The sequence below is a fragment of the Actinomycetota bacterium genome (assembly GCA_035540895.1).
Lineage (GTDB): Bacteria > Actinomycetota > JAICYB01 > JAICYB01 > JAICYB01 > DATLFR01.
Genome location: DATLFR010000026.1, coordinates 1 through 16,818 on the forward strand (window position 1 = coordinate 1; position 16,818 = coordinate 16,818).

The 16,818-nt window shown below is 69.1% G+C and carries 14 protein-coding genes and 1 tRNA gene; 13 read left to right on the forward strand and 2 right to left on the reverse strand.

The window, feature by feature from the left end; genetic code table 11:
- Positions 1–91: 91 nt before the first annotated feature.
- Positions 92–164, reverse strand: a tRNA-Ala gene (locus tag VM840_01505).
- A gap of 203 nt (positions 165–367) precedes the next feature.
- On the opposite strand from VM840_01505, the gene VM840_01510 reads away from it, so the two are divergent.
- From VM840_01510 to VM840_01550, 9 genes are all read left to right on the forward strand, one after another.
- On the forward strand, positions 368–2,284 hold the full coding sequence (locus tag VM840_01510; GenBank protein HVL80252.1) for a hypothetical protein: 1,917 nt from the start codon (positions 368–370) through the stop codon (positions 2,282–2,284).
- 67 nt (positions 2,285–2,351) lie between these two features.
- Positions 2,352–3,866, forward strand: coding sequence for a PQQ-binding-like beta-propeller repeat protein (locus VM840_01515; protein ID HVL80253.1), 1,515 nt, complete (start codon positions 2,352–2,354; stop codon positions 3,864–3,866).
- 12 nt (positions 3,867–3,878) lie between these two features.
- Positions 3,879–4,268 (forward strand): plastocyanin/azurin family copper-binding protein, encoded by a 390-nt coding sequence (locus VM840_01520; GenBank protein ID HVL80254.1) that lies wholly within the window; start codon positions 3,879–3,881, stop codon positions 4,266–4,268.
- 35 nt (positions 4,269–4,303) lie between these two features.
- Entirely contained in the window at positions 4,304–6,274 is a 1,971-nt protein-coding gene (locus VM840_01525; protein ID HVL80255.1) for a hypothetical protein, read from the forward strand.
- 65 nt (positions 6,275–6,339) lie between these two features.
- Positions 6,340–8,208, forward strand: a complete 1,869-nt coding sequence (locus tag VM840_01530) for a hypothetical protein (GenBank protein HVL80256.1) — start codon at positions 6,340–6,342, stop codon at positions 8,206–8,208.
- Positions 8,209–8,212: 4 nt separating this feature from the next.
- Positions 8,213–10,003 (forward strand): alpha/beta fold hydrolase, encoded by a 1,791-nt coding sequence (locus tag VM840_01535; GenBank protein ID HVL80257.1) that lies wholly within the window; start codon positions 8,213–8,215, stop codon positions 10,001–10,003.
- The gene (locus tag VM840_01540; GenBank protein ID HVL80258.1) at positions 9,973–11,445 is read left to right on the forward strand and encodes a hypothetical protein; all 1,473 of its coding nucleotides are present in this window, start codon (positions 9,973–9,975) and stop codon (positions 11,443–11,445) included. Before VM840_01535 ends, VM840_01540 begins: the two co-directional genes overlap by 31 nt.
- A 41-nt stretch (positions 11,446–11,486) precedes the next feature.
- Positions 11,487–12,539 carry a peptidoglycan DD-metalloendopeptidase family protein gene (locus VM840_01545; protein HVL80259.1) on the forward strand — a complete coding sequence of 351 codons (1,053 nt, stop codon included), beginning with the start codon at positions 11,487–11,489 and terminating at the stop codon, positions 12,537–12,539.
- Positions 12,536–13,249 carry a PIG-L deacetylase family protein gene (locus tag VM840_01550; GenBank protein HVL80260.1) on the forward strand — a complete coding sequence of 238 codons (714 nt, stop codon included), beginning with the start codon at positions 12,536–12,538 and terminating at the stop codon, positions 13,247–13,249. The genes VM840_01545 and VM840_01550 overlap by 4 nt, the downstream gene beginning before the upstream one ends.
- Here the strand turns inward: VM840_01550 and panB are convergent.
- Complete coding sequence (gene panB / locus VM840_01555; protein ID HVL80261.1) at positions 13,240–14,031, reverse strand: 3-methyl-2-oxobutanoate hydroxymethyltransferase; 792 nt, start codon at positions 14,029–14,031, stop codon at positions 13,240–13,242. The two genes, VM840_01550 and panB, sit on opposite strands and share 10 nt — an antisense overlap.
- A gap of 104 nt (positions 14,032–14,135) precedes the next feature.
- Here panB and VM840_01560 point away from each other — a divergent pair, with 104 nt between their 5' ends.
- The 4 genes from VM840_01560 to VM840_01575 are packed head-to-tail and all read left to right on the forward strand — an operon-like array spanning position 14,136 to position 16,796.
- On the forward strand, positions 14,136–14,504 hold the full coding sequence (locus VM840_01560) for a carboxymuconolactone decarboxylase family protein (GenBank protein ID HVL80262.1): 369 nt from the start codon (positions 14,136–14,138) through the stop codon (positions 14,502–14,504).
- The gene (locus VM840_01565; protein HVL80263.1) at positions 14,501–15,037 is read left to right on the forward strand and encodes an ATP-binding protein; all 537 of its coding nucleotides are present in this window, start codon (positions 14,501–14,503) and stop codon (positions 15,035–15,037) included. Before VM840_01560 ends, VM840_01565 begins: the two co-directional genes overlap by 4 nt.
- 8 nt (positions 15,038–15,045) lie before the next feature.
- Complete coding sequence (locus VM840_01570) at positions 15,046–15,711, forward strand: metal-dependent transcriptional regulator (GenBank protein ID HVL80264.1); 666 nt, start codon at positions 15,046–15,048, stop codon at positions 15,709–15,711.
- Positions 15,708–16,796 carry an alanine--glyoxylate aminotransferase family protein gene (locus VM840_01575; GenBank protein HVL80265.1) on the forward strand — a complete coding sequence of 363 codons (1,089 nt, stop codon included), beginning with the start codon at positions 15,708–15,710 and terminating at the stop codon, positions 16,794–16,796. The genes VM840_01570 and VM840_01575 overlap by 4 nt, the downstream gene beginning before the upstream one ends.
- The last annotated feature ends 22 nt before the right edge of the window (positions 16,797–16,818 follow it).

Genomic DNA, 16,818 nt, shown 5'->3' on the forward strand with positions numbered 1-16,818 from the left:
CCACTATCGCGGCCACTTCCGCGAGAGGCAACATGGCGGGCGGAGTCGACACCCCAAACAGAGAACCCGCTGTGACCAGCGGGCTTCTGGGTGGAGCCGAGGGGATTCGAACCCCTGGCCTCTTGGATGCCATCCAAGCGCTCTACCAACTGAGCTACGGCCCCTAGCTGAGCCGCGAGTATACCGGACGGCCCTCGCCAAGCCGGACGCCTCCGGCTCCCGAACGAACGTTTCAGAGATGGTGTCGTGAAACGGGCAGGGATCGGCCGCAGATGGGGCGAAAGACGCACCAGGGGAGGCAGGCGATCCAACGGGTCACGCGCTCCGTCGGGCTTGCGCGTGCCGGTGGGAGAGGGGAGTCGAGGGGATGCGGAGATGGCGTATCTGGCTCAGCGGCGCGGTCGTGATGCTGCTCGGGCTCAACACGGGAGCGTTCGCCCAGGTCGCGGGGGTAGAGCCCCCGGTCTACGAGCCGCGCTTCCTGGGGGTCGTGAACTACGGAGAGGGGACATGCACCGCTGAGAGCGAGTACGACATCGACAACACGGCGCGCTACGGCAACGACTGCACGCGCCTGAAGTTCGTGTTCGGACCGATCCTCGCGAAGCCGGGCCAGAACGACGTCCTGATCCAGCCGGTCACGTTCGAGAAGCCCTGGAACGACGGCTTCATGGTGCGCAACAAGCCGAACCTGGTCGACCAGCTCGGTCGCACGCCACCGGTGGAGGATCTCCACCTCCACCACGGGACCTGGCTCAACGCGAACCGCAACTACGGGAGCGGTCCGTTCTGGGCGTCCGGTGAGGAGAAGACGGTCCTGATCTTCCCGGAGAAGACCGGCATCCGCATCATGCCCTCGGACCAGTGGCTGCTGCTGCACATGGTGCACAACGCGAGCCCTCAGCCGATGCTCACCTACATCACCTACGAGATGGACTACGTCCCGCTCGCAGCTGCCGAGCGGATAGGGATAAAGAACCTGAGGCAGATCTGGCTGGACGTCGGCGGTGGGAGGTTCCACCCGCAGGCGGAGCCGTACCTGCTGAACCCGGTCTTCAACACCCAGCGTGGGTTCGGTCAGCCCGACCGCCTCGGCTACGAGTCGCAGGTGGGCTTCGACGGGACTACGGGCGACGCCTCGGCGGCCGGGTCGAAGGTCTGCTACTACCCGCGTGAGAACTGCGCGAGGTTCAACTCAGCCGGCCGAGTTTCCGCCCAGCAGGGTCTCGACGTCAGCGATGAGGTCGACGGCAAGGACCAGACCGTGGACGCCGGCCTGGGCGGAGCGGAGGAGGGAACCCTCGTCGTCATGGGCGGCCACCTCCATCCCGGCGGCGTCCGGACCGAGGTGGAGCTCGTCCGGAAGATCGACGGGGTGGAGCACAAGCGGCTGATCAACATCTCCGACGCCGTCTATTGGGACCACGCCGAGCGCGCGAACGCTGGTGGACCTCCCATCTCGTGGGACCTGTCCATGACCGGAACCATCCGAGACCTGGGGTGGAGCGTCCGGGTGAAGAAGGGCGACATACTGCGGCTCAACGGCGTGTACGAGACGGATATCGCCTCCTGGTACGAGCAGATGGGGATCGTGATGACGTGGGTGCTCCCCGGCGACACGTCCGGGATCGACGTCTTCGACCCGAACACGGTGCTCGACCACCGGTTCCCGGGCGGCAACGACGCCGGTGTGCTTCCCGCGCGCCTGCCACCCAACATGGCCGCCGCCGAGGCAGGGAACCTGTGCACACCTGGCTTCAACCCGGAGACGGGAAAGACGACGCTCTGCACTCGGGGCCAGGTGACGCGCCCTGCGGAGGACGCCCGCGGGAACCACAACCCCGGGAACGAGCCCGCGCTGCCGACCCGGAAGGGTCCCGTGCTCGACGAGATCACCGTGCAGGGGTTCTCGTACGGACCCGCGGACCTGGGGGTCATCGCGGCGGCCGGTGTCCCGCAGGTGAAGGCGGGCAAGCCGCTGCGCTTCACCAACGTCGACACGGCCGGCTACATCTGGCACACGATCACGCGCTGCAAGCAGCCGTGCACGGGGGCTACGACCGCCAGCTACCCGTTGGCGGACGGCGGGAAGCCCCGAGAGGCTTTCTCCAGCGACGCCGAGTTCCTGGCCGACCCGATGGACTTCGACTCCTCGGAGCTCGGGTTCGGCCTCGCACCGGCGCAGCGGGCCGAGTGGACATTCACTCCGACGGAGACCGGCGTCTACGCCTTCTGGTGCCGCATCCATCCCTGGATGAGGGGTGCTTTCGAGGTGGTCCCGTAGGACCTGGACGATCTGGCGGCGGGGGCCGGGCGCGCGCCCGGCCCCACGAGGAGGAGAGAGCATGGGGATGAGGGGGAGGGGGCGCATCGTTGCGCTCTGTGTCGCCGCGACGGTCGGGTCGGCCGCATCGGCGGTCCCGGCTCGGGCCGACGGGGTGTCCGTGCCCGGGTGCGCACCGTCGGCCCATCAGGGCGGCGAGTGGCGTGCGTACGGGAACGATCTCCTGAACACCCGCAGCCAGCCGGCTGAGAAGACGATCACGCCTCAGAACGTCGGATCCCTCGTCATGGGCCGGCGGTTCACGGCTCCCCAGGCGCAGCCGGGAGCGGGCGGGTTCCACAACACCCCGGTGATCGCCGACGGGTGCATGTACCTGGCGACGAACACCGGCTGGGTCTTCGCCCTCAACGCCGACACGGGAGACCTGCTCTGGCGCACGCACCTGGCCGGGAACGCGGCCAGCCTCATCGGCGGAGTCATCACCGGTTCCGTCTCGGTCGGCAACGGCCTCGTCTACGTGGGGGTCAGCAAGACGAACGAGCCCTACCTCGCCGCCCTGGACCAGCAGTCCGGACGGCTGCGATGGAAGGTGGTCGTCGACGAGACCCCGAACTCCCTACTGGTCTCGAGCCCGGTCCTCTACGACGACTCGGACGGCCCGCTCGTCTTCCAGGGCTTCATGGGCAGCGAGGGGACGGCGACCCCGCGCGGTGGTTACACGATCCACGACGCCGTGACCGGGGAGATCGTGGCGAAGGACTACACGATCGCGGACGAGGACTACGCGGCCGGTTACCGCGGCGCGTCCATCTGGTCGACGGCGGCCGTTGACCCGGACACGAACTACATCTACGTGGGGACGGGGAACCCGGCGAGCAAGAAGATCGAGCATCGACACGCGAACGCGCTGCTGATGATCGACGGGGACCGCGACCGCGGGACGTTCGGACGGATCGTCAACGCCTTCAAGGGCAACCCGGACCAGTACTTCCCGGGCCTCCACCGCCAGCCCGTCTGCGATGAGTTCGGTGACCGCATCGCGGTCGTCTGGAGCCAGGCGTGCCTGCAGCTCGACCTCGACTTCGGGGCCAGCCCGAACATCTTCACCGACCACCTCGGACGCAAGCTCGTCGGAGCGCTGCAGAAGTCTGGCGTGTACTACGCCCTCTTCGCGGACAACATGCAGCTCGCCTGGAGCACAGTGGTCGGGGGCCCCGGGGTGCCGCTCAACTCCTCTTCCACCGCGGTGGCGGGGGGCCGGGTCTTCGTCCCCGCTCAGCCGCCGAGCCAGCTCTGGGCTCTGCAGGTGGGAGACGGGCGCTACGACTGGGTGCAGCCCATAGCCGATGTCGTCCACTACCAGTCGGTCTCGGAGGCCAACGGGGTCGTGTACACGGTCGACCTCTTCGGCAACCTGCTCGGGTTCGACGCGGTGACCGGGCTCCCGGTGCTCCGCCGGCCCGTCTCGTTGGACGTCGGATCGTTCAAGACGGACGGCGGCAACAGCTCCGGCATCGCCATCGCGCGGAACGCGCTCTACGTCGTCGTCTCGGATTCGGTGCTCGTCTACAAGCTCCCTTAGGAGGAACCCGTGATGAGGTTGAAGGTCGCCCTGATCGCCGCGCTTGCCTCTATCCTCCTCGGTCCGTCACCGGTCCAGGCCGAGGACGTCTCTGTGATCTCTACGGTGCCCGGGGCGATCTTCCACGGATACGCCTCCCCTGTGACGGTCGTGACGCCGGGAGCCGCGTTCCATTACCTGAACTTCGACATCTTCCAGCATGACGTCGTATCGAGGGAGTCAGGTCCGGATACGCAGCCTTGGTGTAAGCCCCCAGCGCCGTGCCCTCTGCTGCACAGCGAGTTGATCGGGCCGGGGGAGCAGACGGAGGTTCAAGGCACCGAGAACCTCGAGCCTGGGAAACGGTATTCGATCTTCTGCACGCTCCACCCGTCCATGAAGGGGACGATCGTCGTCCCCTGACCGTCTAACGTCCGCCGCCGGGAGGAAGGGTCGTCATGAGGAAGGTGCTAGCTATCGCGTTCCTGTTCGGGCTGCTGGGGCTCCCGGCCGTCCGGGTCTCCGCGCAGGTTCCGCCCCTGCCCGAGAAGGCGTTCGCCGGGGTCGGTGGGGAGCGCGGCACCTGCGTGCGCAAGGACGCCCGGACGGGCGCCGTATCCAACCCCTATGGGGACCGGTGCGTCCGCCTGCGCTTCGCCCTCGGGCCCATAGAGGTCCAGCCGGGCGCCAACAGCACCTACCCGATGGTCAAGACCATCGAGAAGCCGCAGTACGACGGGTACATGGTGCGTATCGAGCCGAACATGGTCCTCGCGGACGGCACGGTCCCCAACGTGGAGGACATGCACCTGCACCACGCCACGTGGCTCTCCTACCCCGAGTACGGCAACGGTCCGTTCTTCGCGGCTGGCGAGGAGAAGACGATCGCCGAGTACCCGGTCCCCTACGGGATGCCCGTTCGGACGAGCGACGTCTGGTACATGGTGCACATGGTCCACAACGCGACCGCGCAGCGGCAGAACGTGTGGATCACCTACACGATCGACTACATCGCGAAGTCGGAGGCCGAGAACCCGGCCACGCCGGGCCAGCCCAAGATCGAGACGATCCGTCCGTTCTGGCTCGACGTCTGGAAGAACGGGAGCCGGGCCAGCTACCCCGTCTACAACACTCAGCGGGGGTACGGACAGGCGATCACCGACCCGGTGACCCTGAAGGAGGTCGGTACCGACCCGAGCTCGGGGGAGCCGTGGGCGCGCACGGAGTGCACGTGGCCGAAGCAGGAGTGCGCCGCGTTCGACTCCTGGGTGGAATCCGATGTCGGACAGGGTCAGCCCGGCAACGGGAAGGGGACGGACATCTACGTCCCGCAGCGCCTCGAAGGGAAGCTGATCGGCATCGGCGGACACCTGCACCCGGGTGGTCTGAGGGTCGAGGTGGACGCCGTGCGCTGCACGGAGGGGCTCCCGCTCCGTCCGGGGAACACGATCTCGACGTGGGGCGGCCTCGCCTGTCCGGACACGGACGGCGACGGTGTGCCGGCCGAGGAGGCCGTCAGGATCTTCACGTCCGACGCCAAGTACTGCGGCGCCAGCCCGACCTGTGAGGACAGGGCTCCCGAGCGCAAGCCCTTCTCCTGGAACTTCCGGATGACCGTCACCGGGGTCCCGCGCTGGGAGGTCAACATGTACCGCGACACCTTCCTGCGGATCAACTCCGTCTACGAGACCGAGAGGGGCTCGTGGTACGAGGGGATGGGCATCGCGGTCGCCTACGTCGTGCCCGGGAAGCTCGACGGGTTGGACCCGTTCACGGCCGAGATCGACAACTCCCACGCCGAGCCGATCAAGGACGCCGAGGGCGAGACGATCGAGCCCGGATGCTGGGACCGCCTCGACGCCGGCGAGCAGGTTCTCTGCACCCGCGGACGGATCAGCAAGCCCGCTCCGATCGAGTACGGACGTGTGGGGGGCGAGGGCGAGTCGTTCTGGGCTCAGACCGCTCCCAAGGGTCCGACCACCAACGACATCCTCGTGGCCGGGTTCGCCTACCTCCCGGGTGACATCTCGACCGTCGCCACGGCGGGGGTTCCGCAGGTGCGGAAGGACCAGCCCCTGACGTGGTGGAACGTGGACGCGGGGGCGAACGTGTACCACTCGATCACCGCCTGCGAGTACCCATGCAACGGGCAGTACGGGATCGAGTACCCGCTCGCGAACTTCGGGTTCGGCATGCCGGGGAGCGCCCCGCGTCAGTACGACTCGGGGGAGATCGGGTTCAGCCCGACCTTCGGACCCGCCACCGCGCAGATCCCACCGCCCGTCGGAGGGGGGACCGTCCCCTGGGCGCAGCGCGGCGTCGCCTACTCCATCGTGCCCGAGGAGTACGGCCTCGAGCCCGGAACCCCCTACACGTACTTCTGCCGGGTGCACCCGTTCATGCGGGGTTCGTTCGAGGTGGTCGATTAGGCAGGAGAGCGGTCGCGCCTCGCGAACAACCAACGAAACCACATCGGAACGGGGAGGAACTGGCCATGACCAGCTGGAGGAGACAGTTCGAGGAGGCGCTGCCCGATGCGCTCCCGATCAACGTGCTGCCGTACGCGAACGAGGAGTTCCTGCCCGCTCCGCCGACGAGGGCGCAGCTGGAGATCCAGCGGCTGGCGATGATCGAGTGCGACCAGGAGGCCAGGCGCCGCGGCATGTCCCGCCGTCGATTCCTCCAGTCGAGCGCTGCTGCGGCTATCACGCTCGGCGTGGTCAACAGGGTCTACGGTCGCGAGTACTACGCTTTCGGCCGGCACAACACGGCGAACCCGAAGGCATGCACCGACGACATGCTGCATTACCCCGAGGCCCAGCTGAACAACCTCGAGGGTGAGTTCATCATGGACGTGCAGACCCACCACGTCGACGTCGAGGACGACGAGTGGCGTTCCAAGAACCCCGGTCAGGCCGCTTTCTTCGCGGCCATCTGGCAGCAGTCTTCGTGCGGTGAGGAGGACAGGCTCGACTGCCTCGGCCGCTACCACTACGTCAAGCAGCTCTTCCTGGACTCGTCGACGAACGTCACGGCGCTTTCCGCCGTGCCGTACAAGCCGGATGGACAGCCCCTCCCGATAGACCGGGCGGCCGAGACATGCCAGTGGGTGAACGAGACCGCGAACAGCACCCGGAGCGTGATGCACCGCTTCGTCATGCCTAACCGAGGCTCGATGGGGACCAAGAGCGACCGCGTCCTCGGCGACTACAACGTCGACCCGCTGTACCTCCAGGAGGAGCTCTACCTCATGGAGGAGACGTGTCAGAGGTACCCGGAGCACATCCGGGCCTGGAAGGTGTACTGCCCGTGGGGGGACTACCCGAACACCTCGGGCTGGTGGCTGGATGACCCCGCTGGACGGAAGTTCATCGAGCACGCGTTGTACCTGTCGCGCAAGTACGGGATCCCCCCGCTGATCGCCGCTCACAAGGGGTTCGCTCTGCCTGCGTTCGACCAGGAGAAGGCGGCTACGCGCGATGTCGGCGTCGTCGCCCGGACGTACCCGGAGATGAACTTCATGATCTACCACTCGGGGTACGACGGGGACGGGATCGGGCTCGGCGGCCCGGTGAACCAGGGTACGAGCAGTCAGGGTCCCTACCCGTTGGACGTGGCTCCCGACGGCTCCTACCGGCTGGGCGCGGGGAGCGACGCCAACGTCCGCTCGATCGACCGGGGCGTGGACAACTTCATCAAGGCCCTGCGCGAGAACGGGTGGTCGGCTCGGCACTTCGCTCCCAACGGCATCCCCGGCGTCCGGGGCCAGGCGGGGGACGGCGCACCCGGTGTGCACGCCAACGTCCCCAACGTTTATGCGGAGCTGGGGTCGGTGTGGGGGAACGTCCAGAACGACCCGCGGCGGGCGTCGTTCCTGCTCGGCAAGCTGATCTACTACGTGGGTCCGCGTCGTGTCGTCTGGGGGACGGACAGCCTCTGGGGCGGCTCCCCGCAGAACCAGATCATCACGTTCCGCGCCTTCCAGATGGCCCGGGAGATCAGGGACCTGTACAACCTGCCCCACGGTCTCGACGGGGACATCGACGACCCCACGAAGGACACGAAGGACCCGTTCGCCTATCCCGACGCGAAGGCGCACCCCGAGCGGAGCATCAGGAATGGGATCCTCGGCCGCAACGCGGCCGCCGTGTACCGCGTCGACGCTGACGCGACGCTCGGCAGGATCGAGTGCGACGACCTCACGGCGCTGCGCGACAACTACCAGGCGGAGGCGGGGGCGAACTGGAACGAGGTCCACGGCCCGCGCACGTCGGCGGGTGTCTGGGAGGAGGTCCGGCGCGACCCGTGGGTCAACGGGGCGCGCGTGCGGCAGAACGAGTCCGGCTTCCTGAAGCGCTTCTGATGGGATGCCCGGCCCCCCTGCTGAGGACTTCCTGAGCGTCGCGTCCGCGGTCCCGTGCGCGATCTCCGCGGACGGGACCGCGGTGCTGGCGCTGGTCTCGGACGGCGAGGGAGGCCGGCTCGTCTGGATCAGCCGCGCTTCCGGCGTCTCGACCGACGGACCCCCGTTCGAGGATGTGGTTCGGGCGGTGCGGCTCGGGCCGAACGACGACCTGCTCGTCGAGCGCGCGACCGCAGACGGCCTCCAGCTAGTGCTCTGGCGTGATGGGTCGGGGGATACGGTCGTCGACGCCTCCGACCGCTACCACGGGGGCGCCGTTCCGGATCCTGATGGGACGGCAGTGGCGTACGCCCGGACCGGCTCCCGGCACAACCTCGAGGTGTGGGTCGTGGACCTGGCGACGCGCGACCGGCGTTGTCTCGTGTCGGCGGACGGGCGATGGGTGCCGCTTTCGTTCTCCCCGGATGGCGTCCTGCTCGCCGTTGGCCGCTTGACGGGCCGTGCCAGCGAGAACGAGCTCGCGCTCCTCGACCTGCGAACGGCTGGGTCGTGGGACGTCTCTCAGCCCGGGTCGCGGTCGTGGTGGGGGGCTCCGGAATGGCTCCCCGACTCCTCCGGGTTCTACGTCTCTACCGACCACGACGTGGAGTTCCGCGGGATCGCCCACTACGACATCACGACCAGGTCCTGGCGGTTCGAGTTGTCGGTCGACTGGGACCTCCGGTGCCACGCCTCCCCCGACGGGAGGATGTTGATCGTGTCCTCCAACCGGGAGGGCGAGACGCGGCTCGAGGCCTACCCGACGGCGACCATGCGCGCGGCCCGGACCCTCGACCTACCAGCTGGTTCGACGAGCCGCGCAGGATTGTTCACGCAGGACGCGACGGCGTACATCCACCCGGTGGCGTCGGACACCGATCCCGGTTCGATCTGGGAACACGACCTGGCGACGGGTGAGGGGCGGATCATCTTCTCGCCGCTGGCTGACCACCCGACGTGCTTGGGGGCCGAGACCCACAGGTTCCGCACGTTCGACGGGCTGTGGGTGCCGGTCGTCCTGTACCGACCTGAGGGCGGGACGGATCGATGTCCGGTCGTGGTCCTCCTGCATCAGGCACCCGAGGGCCAATGGTTGCGTACCTACAACCCGCTGGCCCAGTTCCTGGTGTCCCGCGGCTTCGCGGTCGCCGCACCCAACCTGCGTGGCTCGACCGGGTACGGAAAGAGGTATCACTCCCTGGATGACAACCGGAAGCGTCTGCAGCCGATCGGCGACCTCGCCCACCTGGTGGTGTGGCTGCGCGACCAGGATGGCGTCGACGCCTCCCGGGTCTCCCTCTTCGGAACCAGTTACGGCGGCCACCAAGCGCTGACGGCCCTCGCCAACTACCCCAAGCTCTTCTCCGCGGCGGTCGTGATCTCACCGATCCTGGACCTGTCGCGCTTCGTCGCCGCGGCGCCACCCGAGCGGCGCGGATGGCTCGAGCGCGAGTTCGGGCGGCTGGACATCTATGGGGAGGTTCTCGCTCGCCTCGCTCCCGCTGCCACGGCGGAGACGATCCTCGGACGGGTGCTCGTGGCCCACGCCGAGGACGACCCGGTGGTACCCATCGGCGAGATCGAGTCGTTCGTCGGACGGATGGACGGAGCCCGGCTCATGAGGTTCCAGGAGGGCGGGCACGGGCTAGGCGACGCAGTAGCCCGGGCAGCCGTGATGGAGTCGGCTGTCGAGGTCTTCGCCGGTGGCTCAGCAGAGGGGGCGAGATGGCCGGTCACCGCCGCCTCGTCTACCTGATCATCCTGCTCCTGCTCGCGGGGGTCCCCGCCCCCGCCACGGCCTCGGACGCGGCAGGTGCGCGTGTCTTCGTCATCCAGCACCGGACCCATCCCGACCTCGCGCAGTCCTACGACGCTCTGTACCGAGAGGTGCGCGCACTGGTGCAGGCGCAGAAGCCCGGGTTCTCCCGTACCCGACCGAACATCGTGGTCTTCCCCGCGTACACCGGTCTCATCTCGATGGCGACCGGCCCTAGGTTCGCGTCTGTCCGCGACCTCCTCAAGGGACAGGAGCCGTACGCGGCGACCGAGCCCGGGGAGCACCGACCGGGCTTCAAGGCAGCGGCCGCAGCGCTCGGGGCGGGGTACGGTTCGCAGGCGGCCTACTACGCAGCACGCTTCCCAGGGACCCCGCCCCAGCGGGCCGCCCTGCTTGCCAGCACGGACACCGTCGTCCGATCCTTCTACAACGCGTTCGAGCGCGTCGCACGGGAGCTCAACGGACCCGCTCCGCTCGGTTGCGGAGTCGGCCCACAGCGATGCGAGGTGTACATCGTCGCCGGCGCTATCCTCCCCGACTTCGAACGCGTCGACTTCGGGAACGACCCCTCCGCCCTGTTCCTCGTCGACCCCGAGATCCTCGTCAACGGTGACCCGGTGCTCGAGCACGGTCCGCTCACCTACGTGATCCAGCCCGTCGAGTGGGCATACCGCGCTCGCTCTGCCGACCCGCGCACGTCCGCCTTCATGTGGGGACCGGGTGGATCTCTCGTCGGTCGCTCCTCCAGGTCGAACCCGGGGGATCTCGAGACGCTGCTGGGAGTGGCGCCGGGGGGAGCCGACCTCGTTCAGCCCCTCGCCGTTCCCGGAACTCAACTGCGGCTCGGGGTCGCCATCGGGGGGGATGTCCGGGCACGGTCGGCCACCGCGTGTCGACCGAGCGTGGACGCGTTGGGCGGCTCGTCGATGCCCGGTCATGTGACCTGCCTCTCCGATCGGGGGGCGAACGTCCTCGTCCACCTCGGCGCGACCGGCTCCCGGTGGGCGGAGAACGGCTCCCGCGGGTGGCGGCCGACCGCGGCTACCACCGACGATTGGGGAGCGGTGACCGACCCGAGCCTCGGGTTCCGGTTCGGGATCACCAGCTACCTCGTAGGCAACCTGGCCGACCTGGTCTTCGACGGACAGAGCGCGGTCTGGGCCGACGGGTACGCCGGCGACGGACTCTCTCGGGTCGGCTCCCTCGAGGTGCACGAGGGCGACGAGAGCCACGCGGCCGGACCGAAGGCCGAAGCGGTCGCGATGGCTCCCTGGGTGGTCCCGGACGGCCCTCGCGACTCCCTGCGGGCGGTCTCGGCCCGACTCGCTCCCGGATCGGGAGACCCGATCGAGGGCCGTTACGTCCAGACGTCGCTGTGTGTCGATATCGATCTCAGCGCCGGCGCCACCCCCTGTCCGTAGCGTGCGTTGACGCCCCCGGGGGGCGCTCATACAGTGCGCACATGCACGCCACGCTGCCCGGGCCCCTGCGCGCCGCCCCCGCCGTCTGTGGGATCGTCCTGGCTGCGCTGCTCCCGCTTCCGGCGCAGGGCCAGCCGGTCCCACCCGGGCGGACGCGGGTCGGAGAGCTCCGCGAGGAGGCGAAGCGAACGGCTCAGCGGATCGACGCCGCCCGGGCCGAGCTCGACGCCGCCGTGACCGGGTACGAGCAGGCCCGCACACGCATGGCTGGGTCGGCGAAGCGGCTGCGTGAGGCCCGGGAGACCCTGCAGGTCGTCGCCGCGGCCCACGACGCGGGACAGGGTCGCATCCGACGCCGGGCGATCGCGCTGTACAAGGGAGAGCGGATGCAGATGCTGGACTCCCTGCTCGGCTCCGATTCGCTCGACGCGTTCATCCGACGGATGGCCTACCTCTCGAGCGTGACCGAGCGGGACCTCCGCCTGGTCGAGGGTCTGGGTGAGAAGCGCGAGGAGCTGTCGCGGGCGCGGGACGCGGTGCGGGCGGAGGCGGCGGCGGTCCACGCCGAGCTGAGGGTGATGTCCGGACGCTCGGGAGAGATCCTCGACCGGATGCGGGTGCTGCAGTCCTCGCTGGAGCGCGTGAAGCACGATCTGGAGGTGGAGCTCTCGAAGTGGCGGTTCCCCGTCCAGGCGCCCTACTCGTTCGTGGACTCGTGGGGGGCCCCGAGGATGGTGGGCACCCAGTACGAGCACGCCCATCAGGGTCAGGACATCTTCGCTCCCATGGGGACGCCGGTCGTCGCGGTGGTCTCGGGCACCGTCTTCAACGTGGGGACGGCCACGCTGGGCGGGAACAAGCTGTGGCTGCAGGGCGACGACGGACACCGCTACTACTACGCCCACCTGTCCGGGTACGCGCCGGACGGGGCGGAGGGCAGACGCGTGGACGCCGGCACCGTCCTCGGTTTCGTCGGCGACACCGGGAACGCGCGGGGGACGCCCCCGCACCTGCACTTCGAGATGCACACCGCGCAGGGACCGATCAACCCGTACCAGACCCTGCGCCAGGCGGAACGAGGCTGGGTGTCGTGACGAGGGTCCTGGTGGTGGCCGCCCACCCCGACGACATCGAGTTCACCGCAGCCGGGTCGGTGGCTCGGTGGGTGGCGGATGGAGCCAGCGTCACGTACGCGATCGTGACTGACGGTTCGACCGGCACGGAGGATCCGGACCTCGCCGGTGAGCGCCTGGCCGCCCTGAGGCGCGAGGAGGCCCTGGCGGCGGCGGAGTTGGTCGGGGTCAGCGACGTCGAGTTCCTGGGGTACCGGGACGGGTACGTCGAGCCGACGCTCGACCTGCGACGCGACATCGCCCGGGTCTTCCGCCGCGTCCGACCGCACCGGCTGCTCGCGATGGACCCCGTCCCGCTCCCAGGTGGGTGGTTCGTGAACCACCCGGACCACCGAGCCGTCGGTCAGGCCACGCTCGACATCACGGTGACGGCCGGGACCACGGTCGGGCACTTCCCGGAGATGGCGGCCCAGGGTCTGGCGCCGTGGCGCGGCCTGCAGGAGATCCTCGTGATGGGGCCGGGGGGCGGCGAGCACGCCGTCGACATCTCCTCGACCATCGAACTGAAGCTGAAGGCGCTCCTATGTCACAGGTCGCAGCTCGGCGAGGACGTGGCGGAGCGCATGCGGGCGGCGGCCGCCTTCAACGGGCGCACGCACGGGTTCGCCTACGCCGAGCTCTTCCACCGGATAGTCCCGCTAGGGGTGGAGCCCTCCGACGTTCAGGAGTAGGTGTGCTCGTCGGAGGGGTACGCGCCCTCCGACACCTCCTTCGCGAAACGCTGCAGGGCGGACGTCATGTCCGAGGCGAGATCGGCGTAGCGCTTCACGAAGCGGGGCGAGGGTCCGGGCGTAAGGCCCAGGAGGTCCTGGAGGACGAGGACCTGTCCGTCCGTCCCCGGACCGGCGCCGATCCCGATGGTGGGCACGTCCAGCTCGCTGGTCACTCGGGAGCCGAGCTCCGCCGGGACGCACTCCAGCACCAGGGCGAAGACTCCGGCTTCCTGGAGCGCGTGGGCGTCCCGCACGAGCGCGTCTCCCGCATCGCCCCGTCCCTGGACCCGGTACCCGCCGAACTGGTTGACGAACTGGGGGGTCAGACCGAGGTGTCCCATCACGGGGATCCCGCCCTGGACCAGCTCCCGGACCAGCTCCACCCGGTGTCCGGCTCCCTCCAGCTTCACCGAGTGCATCCCGACCTTCAGGAAAGCGCTGGCGTTCCGTACGGCTTCCTCGCGGGAGCCGTTGTAGCTACCGAACGGCATGTCGCCCACCAGCAGTGCGTTGCGCGCGCCGCGCGCGACCGCTCGCGCGTGGTGGAGCATCTCCTCCATGGTCACGGGCAGGGTCGTCTCGTACCCGAGCAGGACCTGCGCGAGCGAGTCGCCGACCAACAGCACCGGGATCTGCGCCTCGTCGCAGATGCGGGCGGACAGCGCATCGTACGCCGTCACCATCGAGAACCTCTCGCCGCGCGATCGCCATGCGCGGAGGTCGTGGATCGAAACAGTCATGCCGCCTCCCTTCCTCGAGGCCCCGCACGGGGTCCCCTGGACGCGGCCATAATCCCATGCCGCCGCACGCGGCGGTAGGGTATGGCGTCCGACCGTAGAAAGGGGTGGCGGTGCACGCCGAGGGGCAGGCGTTCCTGGAGGAGATGATCCGCAAGCGTGGCTACGTGCAGGACTTCCATCGGATCCTCGCCGAGCACGACCTTGAGTTCCTGAAGGCCTACGAGAGCCTCCTGGAGGCGTCCTACCTCAAGCCGCGGCGGCTCGCGCGCCTCACGAAGGAGTTCGTCTACGTCGGGGTCCTGGCGGCCATCGGCGCCAACCGGGACCACCTCCGCGCGCACATGCTCGCCGCGGCTCAGGAGGGAGCGACCTCCGGGGACATCCTCGAGGTCCTCGAGCTGACCCTGCCCACGGCCGGGGTCGCCCGTTTCGTCGACGCGGTCGGCGTCTGGCACGAGGCGTTCGAGGCATGAGACGCATCGCGATAGTCGGGTCGTTCTCTACCGGGAAGACGACGCTGGCCACCGAGGTGGCTCCCGCCCTCGACCTCCCCCTGCTTCCCGAGGTGGCCCGGGAGATCGCGGCGCTCGGGTTCAAGCTCGACAAGGACGCCACGGTCGAGACGGAGACGCTGATCTTCCTGCGCCAGTGGTACGCGGAGATGACGCACCCCGAGTTCGTCGCCGACCGCTCCATGCTGGACGCCCTCGCCTACGCGGGATGGGTCCTCGAGCACCAGGAGCGTCGCAAGGAGTTCGCCCTGTGGGATGCGTGCCTGGACATCGCCACCCACCACCTGCGCAGCAACTACAGCCACGTCTTCTACCTGCCGGTCGAGTTCCCCATCGTCGCGGACGGGCTGCGCCCGATGGACCCTGACTTCCAGACAGACATCGACAAGCGCATCGTCGGCCTCCTGGACAGTCACTCGATCCCTTACGAGACCCTCACCGGGACCGTGCAGCAGCGCATGGAGGCGCTGCTAGGATCGGTGACGAGGAGGTAGACGAGGGCATGTCCGACAGCATCACCAGCACGGTCGAGGCGTACCTGGAGGCCATCTTCGAGCTCGACGAGATCGGAGAGAGGGTCACGCAGGCGCGCCTGGCCCGTTGGTTCCAGGTGTCTCCCCCCGCTACCTCCGAGGTCGTCCACCGGATCCAGAAGCTCGAGCTCCTCGAGCTGACCGATGACCGGTCCATCGTCCTGACCGAGGAGGGTCGGAAGCTCGCCGAGACGATGGCCGGACGCCACCGGACCATCGAGCGGTACCTCGTCGACGTCATGGGGGTCCCCTGGTACCTGGCCGACGAGGAGACGCGGAAGATCGAGCCCGGGGTGTCCGAGCTCGTGTTCGAGCGGATGCGCGCGCAGCTCGGTGACGCGAACCGGTGTCCGCACGGCAACCCGATCCCGGGAGCCCCGGCCGTGGCCGCCGTGGAGCTCCTATCGATGGACGAGGTGGAGCCGGGCTCCACGATGCGGATCGACCGGATCCGGGAGGACCTCGAGCTCGACCTGGACATGTTGCGCTACCTGCAGGATCACGACCTGCTCCCGGGGCGGGAGATCACCGTGGCGGACCGCGACCCGGAGGGCGCGGTGACCGTCCGGCGCGAGGACCACGTCGTGGCCGTGGGTCCGTCGATCGCCTCTCACGTCCTCTGCGCGCCCGCGTGACGGAGCGCCTGCTCCTCGGCCCCGGACCGTCCAACGCCGCCCCCGAGGTGCTGGCGTCGCTCTCCGACCCGCTCGTCGGCCACATGGACCCGGCCTTCCTCGACACGCTCGACCGCGTCTCCTCGATGTTGCGGGAGGTGATGCGCACCAGCAACCGGCTGACCTTCGCCGTATCCGCCACCGGGAGCGGAGGGATGGAGGCGGCGATCGTGAACCTCGTGGAGCCGGGGGACACGGCGATCGTCTGCGTCAACGGGGTCTTCGGCTCCCGGATGACCGAGGTCGCGGCCAGGGCGGGCGCACGCGTCGTGACGGTGGAAGCGCCCTGGGGGTCCCCGGTCGACCCGCAGGCGGTGGCGTCCGCCCTCGACTCCCATCCGGACGCCCGCCTCGTCGGGATCGTCCATGCCGAGACCTCGACCGGGACCCGTTCCGATGTGCAGGCCGTCGCGGCCGCCGTGTCCGGGCGCGCCCTGCTCGTGGTGGACGCGGTCACATCGCTCGGGGGGATGCCGCTCGAGGTGGACGGTTGGGGGATCGACGTGTGCTACTCGGGCACCCAGAAGTGCCTATCGGTGCCCCCCGGGCTAGCGCCGATCACCTTCTCGGATCGGGCGATCGAGCGCGTGCGGTCCCGGACGAGCCCCGTGCGGTCCTGGTACCTCGACGTCACGATGCTCGAGCGCTACTGGGGGTCGGACCGTGTCTACCACCACACGGCCCCCATCTCGATGGTGAACGCGCTCGAGGCTGGGCTGCGTCTCGTGCTGGACGAGGGGCTCGAGGCGCGCTGGGACCGCCACCGCCGGGTCGCTTCGGAGCTGGGGGAGGCGCTCGAGGCGCGCGGTTTCACCTACGTGCCGCACCCGGACCACCGGCTCCCGATGCTGCATTGCGTCCGGGTTCCGGACGGGTTCGACGAAGCGGCCGAGCGCAAGAGGCTCCTCACCGAACACGGCATCGAGGTCGGCGGGGGGCTGGGCGCGTTCGCCGGCACGTGCTGGCGGATCGGCCTCATGGGACACAACGCGCGGACGGGGTCGGTCACCCGGCTGCTGGACGCGCTCGACCGCGCGCTCGTCTGATGCGCTGCCCGGACCGCCGCAC

Bases quoted from the DNA above. Each gene is read 5' to 3' on its own strand.
- VM840_01510 (HVL80252.1), top strand. From the start codon at position 368: ATGCGGAGATGGCGTATCTGGCTCAGCGGCGCGGTCGTGATGCTGCTC.
- VM840_01540 (HVL80258.1), top strand. From the start codon at position 9,973: ATGGCCGGTCACCGCCGCCTCGTCTACCTGATCATCCTGCTCCTGCTC.
- VM840_01570 (HVL80264.1), top strand. From the start codon at position 15,046: ATGTCCGACAGCATCACCAGCACGGTCGAGGCGTACCTGGAGGCCATC.
- VM840_01565 (HVL80263.1), top strand. From the start codon at position 14,501: ATGAGACGCATCGCGATAGTCGGGTCGTTCTCTACCGGGAAGACGACG.
- VM840_01520 (HVL80254.1), top strand. From the start codon at position 3,879: ATGAGGTTGAAGGTCGCCCTGATCGCCGCGCTTGCCTCTATCCTCCTC.
- VM840_01525 (HVL80255.1), top strand. From the start codon at position 4,304: ATGAGGAAGGTGCTAGCTATCGCGTTCCTGTTCGGGCTGCTGGGGCTC.
- VM840_01545 (HVL80259.1), top strand. From the start codon at position 11,487: ATGCACGCCACGCTGCCCGGGCCCCTGCGCGCCGCCCCCGCCGTCTGT.
- VM840_01530 (HVL80256.1), top strand. From the start codon at position 6,340: ATGACCAGCTGGAGGAGACAGTTCGAGGAGGCGCTGCCCGATGCGCTC.
- VM840_01535 (HVL80257.1), top strand. From the start codon at position 8,213: ATGCCCGGCCCCCCTGCTGAGGACTTCCTGAGCGTCGCGTCCGCGGTC.
- VM840_01515 (HVL80253.1), top strand. From the start codon at position 2,352: ATGAGGGGGAGGGGGCGCATCGTTGCGCTCTGTGTCGCCGCGACGGTC.
- panB (HVL80261.1), bottom strand. From the start codon at position 14,031: ATGACTGTTTCGATCCACGACCTCCGCGCATGGCGATCGCGCGGCGAG.